Source organism: Companilactobacillus halodurans (assembly GCF_009600995.1).
In the GTDB taxonomy this organism is placed as follows: Bacteria; Bacillota; Bacilli; order Lactobacillales; family Lactobacillaceae; genus Companilactobacillus; species Companilactobacillus halodurans.
Window position 1 is genome coordinate 37,180 of the sequence record NZ_VDFO01000020.1, and the last position, 13,960, is coordinate 51,139.

The 13,960-nt window shown below is 36.7% G+C and carries 10 protein-coding genes; 4 read left to right on the plus strand and 6 right to left on the minus strand.

The window, feature by feature from the left end; genetic code table 11:
- Positions 1 to 2: 2 nt before the first annotated feature.
- Positions 3 to 779: a Cof-type HAD-IIB family hydrolase gene (locus tag FHL05_RS06505; RefSeq protein WP_153385839.1), complete on the minus strand. Its 777-nt coding sequence runs from the start codon at positions 777 to 779 to the stop codon at positions 3 to 5.
- A 96-nt stretch (positions 780 to 875) separates the two neighbouring features.
- On the opposite strand from FHL05_RS06505, the gene FHL05_RS06510 reads away from it, so the two are divergent.
- Both FHL05_RS06510 and FHL05_RS06515 read left to right on the plus strand, forming a co-directional pair.
- Complete coding sequence (locus FHL05_RS06510; protein ID WP_153385838.1) at positions 876 to 1,625, plus strand: response regulator transcription factor; 750 nt, start codon at positions 876 to 878, stop codon at positions 1,623 to 1,625.
- Positions 1,625 to 3,139: a sensor histidine kinase gene (locus FHL05_RS06515; RefSeq protein ID WP_153522312.1), complete on the plus strand. Its 1,515-nt coding sequence runs from the start codon at positions 1,625 to 1,627 to the stop codon at positions 3,137 to 3,139. The genes FHL05_RS06510 and FHL05_RS06515 overlap by 1 nt, the downstream gene beginning before the upstream one ends.
- A gap of 75 nt (positions 3,140 to 3,214) precedes the next feature.
- Here the strand turns inward: FHL05_RS06515 and FHL05_RS06520 are convergent, their stop codons facing one another.
- Positions 3,215 to 5,368 (minus strand): LTA synthase family protein, encoded by a 2,154-nt coding sequence (locus FHL05_RS06520; RefSeq protein ID WP_153385836.1) that lies wholly within the window; start codon positions 5,366 to 5,368, stop codon positions 3,215 to 3,217.
- A 108-nt stretch (positions 5,369 to 5,476) separates the two neighbouring features.
- Entirely contained in the window at positions 5,477 to 7,627 is a 2,151-nt protein-coding gene (locus FHL05_RS06525; protein ID WP_153385835.1) for an LTA synthase family protein, read from the minus strand.
- A gap of 113 nt (positions 7,628 to 7,740) precedes the next feature.
- Between FHL05_RS06525 and FHL05_RS06530 the strand changes: the two genes are divergently transcribed.
- Both FHL05_RS06530 and FHL05_RS06535 read left to right on the plus strand, forming a co-directional pair.
- Complete coding sequence (locus tag FHL05_RS06530; RefSeq protein ID WP_162000237.1) at positions 7,741 to 8,361, plus strand: VanZ family protein; 621 nt, start codon at positions 7,741 to 7,743, stop codon at positions 8,359 to 8,361.
- A gap of 55 nt (positions 8,362 to 8,416) precedes the next feature.
- Positions 8,417 to 9,757 carry a glucose-6-phosphate isomerase gene (locus tag FHL05_RS06535; RefSeq protein ID WP_153385833.1) on the plus strand — a complete coding sequence of 447 codons (1,341 nt, stop codon included), beginning with the start codon at positions 8,417 to 8,419 and terminating at the stop codon, positions 9,755 to 9,757.
- A 66-nt stretch (positions 9,758 to 9,823) separates the two neighbouring features.
- Here FHL05_RS06535 and FHL05_RS06540 read toward each other — a convergent pair whose 3' ends face one another.
- The 3 genes from FHL05_RS06540 to FHL05_RS06550 all read right to left on the minus strand — a co-directional run bounded on the left by FHL05_RS06540 (position 9,824) and on the right by FHL05_RS06550 (position 13,776).
- A complete protein-coding gene (locus FHL05_RS06540) occupies positions 9,824 to 10,309 on the minus strand; it encodes a GNAT family N-acetyltransferase (RefSeq protein WP_153385832.1) in 486 nt (161 codons plus the stop codon).
- Positions 10,310 to 10,311: 2 nt separating this feature from the next.
- A complete protein-coding gene (gene brnQ / locus FHL05_RS06545; protein WP_153385831.1) occupies positions 10,312 to 11,709 on the minus strand; it encodes a branched-chain amino acid transport system II carrier protein in 1,398 nt (465 codons plus the stop codon).
- 438 nt (positions 11,710 to 12,147) lie between these two features.
- The gene (locus tag FHL05_RS06550; protein WP_193563029.1) at positions 12,148 to 13,776 is read right to left on the minus strand and encodes a DUF6792 domain-containing protein; all 1,629 of its coding nucleotides are present in this window, start codon (positions 13,774 to 13,776) and stop codon (positions 12,148 to 12,150) included.
- Between the last annotated feature and the right edge of the window lie 184 nt (positions 13,777 to 13,960).

Genomic DNA, 13,960 nt, shown 5'->3' on the forward strand with positions numbered 1-13,960 from the left:
ATTTATATTAAATTGAAATGTTTTAGACCCTTAACAATTCCACCGTTAACGTTTTCAGTGGTAACATAAGTTGCAGCGTTCTTGACGGATTCAATTCCGTTGCCCATTGCAATACTATAGTCAGCTGATTCAATCATTGGCAAGTCGTTTGGACCATCGCCAAAAGCGTAAACTGGCTTATCTTCAAGGTGCAAACCTTTGATGAGGTGTTTGATACCATTCATTTTAGAGACACCCTTATCAATCGTATCAATTGAATAAGGACCAGTTTTGTAAAATTTCAATTCTGGAAATTTCTCTTGGTATCTTTTTGCATCGCCACTTGAAACGACAACGACCATTTGTACATCCTTTTTTTGATAGAATGTTGGATCGACTTTTGGTAATTCGATATTAACAGCTTGATAAAAGTCTTTGACAAAATCGGATGCTTCGCTTAAAAATGATTCTGTCGGCGAGTGCATACTAATGCTGTCACCAAATTCTTTAGCTTGATTGATTACAGCTTTTATTAAGGTAGGTTTGATATTATTTTGATAGATGACGTTGCCTTGCGATTGGACAAATGCACCATTTAAAGTAATATAAGTATCAATACCTGTTGTTTTGGTTGCTGCATCGATTTCGATCGGTGAGCGTCCGGTACTGATAACTGGTAAGTAATTATTTGCTTTCAATTGATGGACTGCCTTTGCAACAGAGTCATCAACTTGTGAGTCATTGTTTAACAGGGTCCCGTCAAGATCGAAGAAGACAGTTCCTTGATAATTGTTATTCAAAAGATCACCAACTTAAATTTATTTTTGTATACTAATGACATGTTAACAATTTTTATTGTAATGAGATAGCCTAATTTTAAATATGGAGTGATATTTATGAAGATTTTAATGATAGAGGATAATAAGTCCGTCTCCGAAATGATGGGGATGTTCTTTCAAAAAGAAAAATGGGAAGCTGATTTTGCCTACGATGGCAATCAAGCTATGGACATGTTCAATGCTGATCCTGACAAATGGGATATGATTACCCTTGACTTAAATTTACCTGGCAAAGATGGTATGGAAGTAGCCAAGGAAATCCGGAAAGTTTCAAAAACCGTTCCGATAATTATGTTGACCGCTCGTGATACTGAAAGCGACCAAGTTCTCGGATTGGAATTTGGAGCTGACGACTATGTTACTAAACCATTTAGCCCAATTACGTTGATTGCCAGAATGAAAGCTATTCACAGACGTGATGAGAATATGGCTGAAAAAATTGCTGAAAGTTCTCCAGTTGATGCAACGGTGGAAGAAGCAGATGATGGTTTTGACATCAACACTGGCTTTTTCAAATTGAATTCTAACACGCGTGAAGCCTATTTAAATGGTCAGGAAATTCCTGATTTGACACCTAAAGAATTTGATTTATTGAAGACTTTGGCAAGTAAACCTAAACAAGTCTTTTCACGTGAACAATTGTTGGAACAAGTTTGGGATTACGACTACTTCGGTGAAGAGAGAACGGTCGATGCCCACATTAAGAAGCTTCGTCAAAAAATTGAAAAGGTCGGACCTCAAGTTATTGAAACTGTTTGGGGCGTTGGCTACAAATTTGATGATACAGGAGCAAAAGCTAAGGCATAATGAAATTAATTTATCAAAATATGCTGAGTTTTTTAATCGTTATCTTAACGACTTTAGGTATTATTTTGTATTCTGTTACTAGTGCCTCAACTAATTGGGGGTACAACCGAACTTATAAGAGTTTGGAGAGCTATGCTGGTAACTTAGAAAAAATCGCTTTGAAAAACGATCCAAAGACTGGGCAAATTCATAATATAACAGGCGATAATATTCGAACGGTTGAACAAGTTCTTTCAGAGAGAAACGTTCAATTTGCCATCTTCGATTACAAGAATAATCAAGTTTACCCAACGCCACCAACTAATGTGAAATTGCACTTGAAGCAATCGTATTGGAAGAAGCTAAAGCAAGGCAAAACAATTCGAAATATTCAAAAACCGCAAAATACCGCAGGCAATCCTCGACTTCGTAAAGATGATGACCGCAGTTATGTCTATGTTTTAACGCCATGGTTCCAAAATGGTAAATTGATTGCGGCTGTTTGGGCAGGTTCAGATGTTTCGGAGTTGCAAACTAATATCGGTGAAATCAATCGACGGCTTTATTTTGCACTCTTGATTTCACTTCTAGCAGCGATTATTTTGAGCTTCCTCTTGTCAAGATACCAAGTCAACCGAATCAACCGTTTACGTGGTGCAACTAAGAAAGTTGCCAATAATGATTTCTCTGTTCAAATTGAGAGTAGAGGTCGAGATGAGCTGGATGATTTGGCTGACGATTTCAACCAAATGGTCAAGTCGCTTGAAGCATCTGACAAAGAAATCAAGCGCCAAGAACAACGTCGTAAAGAGTTTATGGCTGATGCATCTCACGAAATGAGAACGCCTTTGACGACTATCAACGGTCTTTTGGAGGGATTGGCTTATAATGCTATTCCCGAAGAATCAAAGGATCAAAGTATTCAATTGATGAGAAATGAAACAAAACGTTTGATTCGACTAGTCAATGAAAATTTGGATTACGAGAAGATTCGGACTAATCAGATTACGATGGCTAAACGTGTCTTTGATGCGAATAAGCCATTAAAAGACATTACTTCGCAATTGAAGAAAAAAGCTGACAGCTCTGGTGATGAATTGATTCTCAAACCTTATGAAGGCGAATTGAAGACTTATGCTGATTATGATCGCTTCGTACAAGTGATTTTTAATATCATGCAAAATGCGATTCAGTTCACTAATAAGGGAAAAATTTTTATCAGTGGAGGCCGTGATGATGAGCGTCACGCTTCAATTTTCACCATTTCAGATACTGGTATCGGGATGTCAGAAGATCAAGTTAAAAATATTTGGGATCGGTACTATAAAGCTGATCCATCCCGGAAGAATCGAAAATATGGTGAATCTGGTTTAGGACTTTCAATTGTTCACCAGTTGGTCGAAAATCACGGTGGAGAAATTGAAGTCAAAAGTAAGCTAAATGAAGGAACTACTTTCACAGTGACATTATTTGATGAAGGTTATGAACATAAACCTGACGAAGATAAAAAGGAACCACAGAATAAAGAGAGTTAAAAAGTATTATTAAGAAATAAAAGGCGAAACGAAACATGTCATTTTCAGATATGTCTCGTTTCGTCTTTTTTATAGTTATTTATTGTTATCTTTGAGATACGACCAACTATCGATTGGCGTTCGATCATTTTGGAGCTGTAAAGCGTCAGTATTATAGAGATTAGTTGTCGTCTTATTTCCATTTTGAGAATAAAGACTAGTTGATTTTTTGCCAAGGTCATTACGGATTTTCTCCATTTGTTGAACTTGATCTTGATAGGAGTAATTCGTTGGATTGACAGGCGTGAAACCAAACGGCGTGTAAAAGCGCAACAGATTCTTGTTGTTGACATCGTCTGAAACTTTTAACTTGAGAGCTGCTTCCTTAACCCATTTTTCGGCTTTGGTTGCTAGGTCGGGATTGTCATGCAGGTCAATCTCTTCTCCAGTTGCATTCGAGTAAACTGTTGGCATACCTTTGTCAGAAGGATAGACGGTGTACTTGGGCGTTATCAAACTGTGATTTCTAAAGGTGACTTTCGAATCGTGCTGTTTGGAGAGTAAATCAGTCCCTAATTGAATATACTGTTTCGTATTAACACCAGCTAGATGAAGAATCGTTGGCAAAACATCGATTTCTCCACCGTAAGTGTGCTTTACGCCACCTTTAAGACCATCCATGTGAATCATGAAGGGTACTCGTTGCATTTGGGTTTCGTTGAATTTACTCCACGTGTTAGCATCTTTTCCCAGTAATTGGGTAGCTAGTTCCTTATGTTGAGTGGCATTTAACCCATAGTGGTCTCCATATAAGACGACCATCGTATTTTTATCGAGTCCAGTAGCTGATAGATAGTTGAAGAATTCTTCAATTGACTTGTCAAGGTAGTGGGCCGTTTCAAAGTAACGATTGATTTCGTCATCAGACAAATCGGTAGTTTGGAAGTTGCCATTATCTTCATCGGAAAATTGGTAACTGACATGGTTGGTGACCGTTAAAAATTTAGCATAAAACGGTTGTTGCATTTGTTCTAGATACTTGACTCCTTCAGAGAAGAGTAGTTTATCTTTAATGCCATAAGTGTTGTCGGACTGGGTATCAGGGTCTTTAGTATCATAATAGCTTTGATCAAAGAAATAGTTATAGCCCATATTCTTGTAAACAGAGTCACGACTCCAAAAACTCCCGACATTTCCGTGGAAGACAGCACTGGTATAGCCTTTCTTTTGGGAAAGAATGGCGGGAGCAGCTTGGAAAGTATTCGATGTTCCCAGTTTAGTAAAGAATGAAGTTCCAGTTGGCAATCCAAATAATCCTGATTCCAGCATCGTTTCGGCATCGCTAGTGCGACCAGAACCAACCTCATTGAAGAAATTATCATAAGATAGAGTATTTTTATCGTTGTAAAGACTGTTTAGAAACGGCGTCACTTCAACGCCATTGATCTTCATCCCAATTAAGAATTGTTCAAAACTTTCTAGATGCAAAATAATAATATTCTTACCATTAGCTTTGCCAAAATATTCTGCATTAGGAGCAGCGTAATTATTTTTCGTATAATCTAAAATATTGTCGATTTCGGTTTCAGTTGCATTCGAACGGACCTGATCGTTTTTTAATGCACGAATAGAATCATAAGGCAAAAAGGAATTGATACCTAAATATTTCACGATATAAGAGTGATCAAAGGTACGTCCTAACAATTGCGGGCGATTACCCTCAGAACCAGCTAAATCGGCTGAAAATAATGCTAAGCCTAAAAAGGTAGTAGCAAAGGCATTCAGTTTTCTAAAGGGAGTTCTGTCAATTTTAATAAAATGAGTTGCGAATAATAAAATGATGATTAAAAAATCCACCAGATAAATCGCATCGCGGACCTTTACTACACCAAGCGTTGTCGTCAATAAACCATTTGCTACTTTGCCAACTCCAGTAATTGAATTAAATGAAATGAAGTCTGAGAAGGCGCGGTAATAAAGGATGTTTCCATAAATAAAAAGAGAGTCAGCTAAATGAATGATTCCCATCACCCAATATGAAATAACTGACTTATTGAAATAGAGTGCAAAGCTCATTAAAAAGACTGTTGTCGCAAAAGGATTAACTATCAATAGGAAATGTTGCAGTAGATTCTCAATTCCTAATGAAAAATCAAGGTAATAAGCGATAAGACTTTTGAGCCATAAACAAACGATTAGGAAGGTCATAAATCCTAATCGTTTGTTTAAGATTGATTGAATTTTTTTCATTGTATTCCTCATAACTAGATTAGTTCATAGCCTAATAATACGTTATTTAATAAAATAAAAAAAGTCGGCTTAAACCGACTTCTTGCATCTTATTGAATTTTGAACAGTCTATTTAGTATTGTCATTGTCATCTTTTAAAATACTGGACCAGCTATCAATATAAGTTCTGTCGCCATTTAATTCAGGGGCATCAGTATTATAGAGGTTAGTGGTTGTTTTATTGTTATTTTGCGAGTAGACGCTAGTTGACTTCAAACCGAGACTGTTTCTTTCTCGAACTAATTTTTGAATTTCATTTTGATAACCATAATCTTTTGGATCAATTGGCGTAAAACCAGTTGGCGTATAGAAACGCAAGAGATTCTTATTGTTGATGGTGTCAGATAAGTTCAATTCCTTATCGACCTTATTCTGCCATTTAGCAACTTTCTTCTTCAAAGTTGGATTTTTGTCAAGATCTACCAATTCGCCAGTCTTATTCTTGTAAACTTCTGGATTGCCATCGCTATCTTTTAAGACAGTGTAATTTGGCGTAATGAAGTTTTTATTTCTAAAGGCAACAAGTTGTTTATGCTGCTTTGATAAGAGATCAGTTCCTAATTGAACATATTGTTTCGTATTGATACCAGCTAAATGTAAAATTGTTGGCAAAACATCGATTTCTCCACCATATTCGTGGTTGATGCCACCCTTTAGTCCTTTCATATGAATCATGAAAGGCACCTTTTGCATTTGAGAATCATTGAAATCAGTCCAGTCATTGTCATTAACGCCTAGAACTGGTGCCAAATCAGTGTTTTGACTGTCAGATAATCCGTAATGGTCACCATAAAGGACAATCATGGAATTATCATAGATTCCACTTGATTTAAGGTAATTGAAGAATTCTTTTAAGGCGTTATCCAAGTAGTGAGCCGTTAAGAAATAATTGTTAACGGCGCTGTTATCAGTGTTTGGTGGCACGAAACCATCATTATCTTCATCCGGCAATTGGAAAGGATAGTGATTTGTGACAGTGATAAATTTAGCATAGAACGGTTGCTGCAATTGTTCCAAATACTTGGCACTTTCTGAAAGCATCAATTTATCTTTCATACCATATTCAAGACTGGAATCACTCGTCTTATTAAAGTATTTCGAATCGAAAAAGTAGTCATAACCCATGTTCTTATAAACGTTGTCACGGTTCCAGAAACTACCGACGTTTCCATGGAAGACAGCACTAGTGTAGCCTTCTTTTTGACCTAAAATAGCAGGAGCAGCTTGGAAAGTATTGTCGCTACCTAGTTTTGAGAAGAAAGATCCTTCAGGTAAACCAAAAAGTCCAGTTTCTAGCATATTCTCGGCATCACTAGTTTTACCTTGGCCGACTTCATGATAGAAATTATCAAAGGACATTGTGTTTTTGTCGTTGTATAAGCTATTTAAAAAGGGCGTAACCTCTTGGCCGTTGACCTTATCGTTGATTAGGAATTGTTGGAAACTTTCCAAATGGATGATGATAATGTTTTTGCCCTTAGCTTTACCAAAATACTTCGGATTTGGTTTAGCATAATTTTGATTGAGATAGGCGAGGACATCATCCATATCTGTTCCGACCGCTTCAGAACGAACTTGGTTATTTTGAACAGTCTTGATTGAATCATAAGCCAAAAAAGTATTCAGTCCTAAATACTTAACGATGTAGGCACGATCAAAGGTCCGACCCAATAATTGAGGGCGGTTACCTTCAGCAATCATTAAATTAAATGAGAAAAGAAAAATTCCTAAAAAAGTTGTTGCAATTGCGGTCAATTTCTTCATTGGTCTTTGGTCAAGTTTGATATAATGGGTTAGTAACAATATTGCGATAATAATGAAATCCAATCCATAAATAAAATCGTGTGTTTGGATAAGATTTGCCGCACTGTTACCAAGGCCTTTAGAAACTTTAGAAGCACCAGCAATCGTGTTGAAAGAGAGAAAATCACTGAATTCACGATAATAAAGAATATTGCCGTATAACAATGCTGACTCAAGTACATAGATTATTCCCATAATGATATATGAGAGTTTGGGACGGTTGATGTATAACGCTATACTCAACAAAATAAGTGTAGTTGCAATTGGATTGATAATTAGAATTAGATGTTGTAACGGGTCCGAAGCGCCTAATGAAAAGTCTACATAGTAGGCAATGACGGTTTTGACCCAGAGTAAAGCGATTAAAAAGCTCATAAAGCCCAATCGCTTGCTCAGAAGATGTTTTAATTTATTCATTGAGAATTCCTTGCTTGTAAAAATTATTTAAATAAATCTATTTAAAGGCTAAATAAATTACTTAATAGTTAGTATAATACGTTATAGGTAAAAAGTGGGAAAGAATGAGTAAAATGATATTTTTAGGACCGCTTTATGATTACATTTATAAAATGTATGCGATGAGGATTAATCATTTTCCATTGATTCGGCTTTCTTTTTACGCTGTGGATAAAGCAATACTGTATACCTTATTCTTCATTGTTTTAAGGTTTATATGGATTAAAATGAAAAAGAAGGATACAACTTTTTGGTATGAATTTTGGCTAGATTTGTTTGTATTCTACGTTTTCCTACTTTTTGCTTTGACAGTCTTTCGAGAAGGCTATTTCATTTGGCAGTTCAAGTTTTATTGGCATCGTCCACTGTCTGAAATAAATATCGTTCCGCTGATAGAAACATTTAAATTAGCCGATGCTAAATCATTGGTCGACTTTATTTATAATTTGTATGGTAATATTATGTGGTTCGTACCAATGGGATTCTTTATTCCAGCATTAAGCAAAAAACATCTGAAATTCTTTGATGTAGTCGTAATCGGTGCTTTGATTTCGATTTCTATTGAAACGATGCAATTTGTTTTGAATACTGGAGTCACCGATATTGATGACGTTATATTTAATACAATTGGCGCAATGGTAGGATATTTGTTGTTTTTTATTGGAAAATGGATAAAAAAGTCGATAAAAATTTGAAATTTTCTGTGAAAATGATTAATCTAGTTTTGATGATGTATATGGAGGAGAGAAAATGACACAAATTAAATTTGATGATTCAAAGTTAAGCAAGTTCGTTCATGAAAACGAAGTTGGCGAAATGCAAGCACTAGTTACTGCTGCTGACGAAGAACTACGTAAGGGTACTGGTGCCGGTGCTGATTTCCGTGGTTTCATCGACTTGCCTGTTGATTACGACAAAGATGAATTCGGCCGTATCAAGAAAGCTGCTAAAAAGATCCAATCTGACTCAGAAGTCTTTGTCGGAATTGGTATCGGTGGTTCATACTTGGGTGCACGTGCTGCAATTGACTTCTTGAGCTCATCATTCTACAACGTTAAGAATGATAAGGATGTTCCAGAAGTTTACTTCTGTGGTAACTCAATTTCTCCAAATTACTTAGCCGACCTTATTGAAGTTATCGGTGATCGTGACTTCAGTATTAACGTTATTTCAAAATCTGGTACAACAACAGAACCTTCAATTGCTTTCAGAATTTTGAAGGCTAAGTTGATTGAAAAGTATGGTGCAGAAGGCGCAAAGGAACGTATTTACGCTACTACTGACCGTGCTAAGGGTGCTTTGAAGAGTGAAGCCGATGCCGAAGGTTACGAAGAATTCGTTGTTCCTGATGACATTGGTGGTCGTTTCTCAGTTCTCACTGCTGTTGGTCTATTGCCAATCGCTGTTGCCGGTATCGATATCGACAAATTGATGGAAGGTGCTGCACAATCTCGTGAAGATTACAGTTCAGCTGACCTTACAAAGAATGACGCATACAAGTATGCTGCATTGAGAAATATCTTATACCGCAAAGGTTACACAACAGAATTGCTTGAAAACTACGAACCAAACGTTCAATACTTTGGCGAATGGTGGAAGCAATTGATGGGTGAATCTGAAGGTAAAGATCAAAAAGGTATCTACCCATCATCAGCTAACTTCTCAACTGATTTGCACTCATTAGGTCAATATATCCAAGAAGGACGTCGTAACTTGATGGAAACAGTTGTCCTAATCGACAAGCCAAGACATGACGTTAAGATTCCTGCCGAAAAGGGTAACCTTGATGGTTTGGAATACTTGGAAAACAAGTCAATGGACTTTGTAAACAAGAAAGCTTACGAAGGTGTTGTACTTGCACATACTGACGGTGGTGTTCCTGTTATGACAGTACACATCCCAGAACAAAACGCATTTAGCTTAGGATACTTGATGTACTTCTTCGAAATTGCTGTTGGTATTTCAGGTTACTTGAATGGTATCAACCCATTCAACCAACCAGGTGTTGAAGCTTATAAGAAGAACATGTTCGGATTGCTAGGTCGTCCTGGGTATGAAGAACTTGGTGAAGAATTAAATAAGAGACTTTAATTTAAAAATACAAATACTCCTTACATCATTTGATGATGTAGGGAGTATTTTTTTGACTATTCAATTTTAATTTTCAATATAAACTATTTCCCGAATCAAACCATAATTAGTTCGTTTAACAATTAAATCCAGAGTTTCTTCAAAGCCAAACATTTCGTAAAATGCTCGGGCAATTAAATTATTTTTTAACACGATTAAGTACAGTTCTGAAAACTCTGAATGCAGGATATTCAAGGCTTTTTGAAATAATTTTTGCCCAATACCTTGATGTTGATACTTTGGCAAAACATAAAGCGTATAAATTTCGCCAAAATTTTGATAATTACTTCGTCTAGCTGGTCCGTAAGAACAGACGCCTGCAACTTTATCCCCATCTAAAGCTATCAAAGTGTTGTTCCAGTAGGTTTTTGGGTGCCACGTTTTAGGTGTGATTTCATTGAGATATTTTTGTGGTACCAATCCGACGTAAGAGTAGATAAAAGTTTGATAATACAACTGACTGATTTTTTGAAAGTCGAAGTATTTACCAGTTTTGATGATTTTAAAAGTCATGGTTAGTTTCGACTTTCGACTGAATTGGTTGCACTGGCGAAGACACCTAACTTACCAAAGACAAGTCCGAGGACGAATCCAGCAAAGGTCAATGTGACCCAACCTAATCCTAAACTGGCAAAGGGTACATATTGATGATAGAAATTAAGCGCTGTTTTAACAAAAGTTAAATTAGTAACAGCAGCTGGCGAGGCGTTCAACATATCAAAGACAGCTGGCAAAACGGTGAAAGCAATCGTCATCTTATAAACGACGCTTGCATATGGTTTTGCATGAATAGTTAAAGAAACGAGAATCAAAGCAAGTGATAATGGGTAAAGCAACATTAAGACTGGCAATGACCAAGCGATGATGTTATCAAGTCCAGCATTAGCAACGACAAAGGACATGATGGTAGTTGTTCTTAACCATGCTAAGTAGCTGACTTTAGGGAATAACTTGTGGAAATCTTGGGCAAATGAAGCAACTAAGCCCATGGCGGTAGTGAAGACTCCTAAAGTTACCAAGACTCCTAAGAAAGCTGCTCCAAAATTGCCGAAATAATAATTAACGATTTGTGAAAGGGCAACGCCTCCATTAGCAGAAAGTGTCAATTTGCTTAAACTAAAAGCACCTAGTAAAACTAATCCGAAGTAAACTAAAACTTCAAGGGCGATACTTAAAGAACCAGCTTTAGCAGTTAGTCCAGTCAATTCTTTATCCTTGTATCCAAGGCCTTTTACAGCATGGACGAAAGTAACACTTAAAGCTAACAAAGCGACAGCATCGATCGTGTTGTAGCCTTCAAGCAAGCCGCTGATAGTAGAACCAGTTTGATAGGCTTGAGTAGGCATGTGATTGACGCCGCCCATTGGTTTCAAGAAAGCGACCAAGAAAACAACGGCCAATAAGACAAGGAAAATTGTGTTGAGATATTTGCCGACATATTTCAGCAAACGGTTCTGATGAACACTTAAAACATAGGCCAGTCCAAAGAATAGAGCGGTAAAAAGCAGCATCGAGACGGTGTCAAACTTTTTAGGCAAGAAGGGTTGAACAGCCATTTGAAACGCCGTCGCAGCGGTTCTTGGTGTTCCAAAGAAAGGCCCGATAGTCAAGTGGACCAATACTAAAAATAATGCGGCATAAAATTTGCCAACTGGACGAGCCAAATCATATAAGCCATCACTCTTCGTAACAACGACCGCGAGAATGGCTAGCAGTGGAAACAACGAACCTGAAATTGCGAAGCCAAATGCGGCTGATAGCCAGTTGTTACCAGATAATTGTCCTAGATGAACCGGGAAAATTAAGTTCCCAGACCCAAAGAACATCCCAAAAATTAATGAACTGACGACTAGTAAATGCAAAAGTCTTTTATTGCGTTTCTTTTCTCCTGATAAATCGTAATCCTCTTTCATAAGTAATCCTCCAAAAAATGTTTTGTCTAATCTGTGCTATATCATTAATGCCACTAATATCAGAGTCCATTTTTTACCACCTCTTTTTGAAATTAGAAAACGTGAATCATTTCTGGGAAACAAAAAGAGCCCTCTTCCAGTTAAGGAAAAGGGCTCCATGAGAACGGTACCACCTTTTTTGAGTATTCAAAAATACCCACTCAATTAACGGACAAAAAATCTATCCGCTAGCCTGATAATGGTGGCTGCCACGGTAACCTACATATCGGCACCGAACTCAGAAATGATTTTCGAACGTCTCTTGATGATCACTTTTCACTCGACGTGACTCACTAGGCATACTTGAGATTTCTACTTTTTTCTTCAACGTTTTGTTGCTTCGTATTATAGTCACTGAAAAATTAAAATTCAAGTATTATTTTAATAAAATTATAATATTTATAATTTAGTGGGGGTTCGATTCAAGAAATGCTTTGCCCCGTCGATGACATGAAAATAAGTCGCTAAACTTAACATGTCGCGGTTGACACTTCTTAGAAACGGCCATTCACGCAGAGATCCTCTGAGAACGGAATTATTTTGTTCGATGAATTCTTTGCTGATTTGTTGTGGCTTATCAGTAAAGATACCAGAGCTATACAAAAAATTAGAATAATCATAGAAAAATTGAGCAGTTTTAGGATTGTTGATGGTTTCATGTAACAGGCGAGTTCTTAGTCTGATAAAACTCATCGTATTACGAGCGACTTGAGTACTGCTGTTCGATTCAGATAAAAAGGCAATCAATTGTTCGAAGAAATGTTGATATGAGTGGATTTCATCGCTACTGAGATAAGCTCTAGGATGTTTTTTGAATGGGTAAGTCCAATTACTTAGATTGTATTCCCATTTTTTGCCAATCCAAATAGTGTATGGCAACTCGTAAAACATTTGGGTGATATCCTGTTCAAAACTTTCATTGAGGATTTCTGAATAATCATGTGGCAAAAGACGATTGATGTCTTTTCTGATTTGGGGCGTCAGTAATTTTTGATTGTTAGTGTCATCAGTCAAAGCAAATAATTTATCCCAAGTCATTTTATCAAGCAATTCAGGTTTGACTTGTTGAATCAATTTTAAATTGACTGGAGCAGAATTTAGAGTATAACCTGCATCAAAACAGTCATCAATCAATTGCAAAGTCTGAACGAAATGACCACCTAAAGAATGTCCTAAACCGTACATGTGAGTATTGGGATCAACAAGATTTTTAATATATTGAACGAATTCTCTTGCAACTGTTAATTGACTAAAATTTTTATCGCTACCAATCAAAATTGAATTAATGTTATAGTCCCAATCTTTATAAGTTTCAAGAATAGATTGCTCAAAACGCTTACTTTTAGATTTGATTTTATCGTCTGAACCAGCCTCAGTCCCGCGAAAGGTTATATAGCATTCGTTAACATCATCAATGGAAATCACATACGCAGTGGCAGAGAATCCACATTCGCGTGCTTCTGGAAAAATGTCGCGGGCGTCATAAGATGTAATGTGAGTTGGCATGCGATGTATCCGGTTGTAAGCTAATAATCTCAAATAATTTTCTGGCTTGAACTCTTGATAGAGATATCTATCATAGTCGAATTGCAATAATTTAGTCCGAAAAACACTATCTTTCAAGAGTTCTTCAGGTTGATAGGTTTTATCTCTTAAATGTAAGGGTAAGAGATTATGAATCAAGAGAATCAAATAAATCTGATTCAAGTAACCATGACAAAGATTGAGATTTTCATTGTTGATTTTAGTAATCAGTTGTTTCAATTTATTGATTTTTCGATTACGTGAAGTCCGTTTGAAACGTTGCTTGCTAGGAGCTTGGTTGATATTTTTTAGTTTTAAAGCCTTATCGATCATTTGGGGATGAATTTTTTCATTTTTGATAAACGCAGGGACACGTAAATCAATGACCTGGTTGAGCAAGAGATTGGTTAGACGGTCTTTTTCTTTATTTAGATATGAGTAGCTGAAATAAAGACGTTTATTTTGTGGTAATAATTTTTTACTGTCCTCTTTGTTGAATGTCAAAGGAAGGTTTTTGTGAGCTCGAAAGTTGAGTAAGTCTAGTTGTTCGTAAACATGATTTAATGGCTGTTCGTCAAATTAAGTTGATGGCAGTTTACATAAGCAGTTAGATCATAATTGGTCTAGCTGTTTTTTATTTGGCTGACGAGCTTGCTCGGAGCCAAAAAATTTGAAGATTGATACGCTT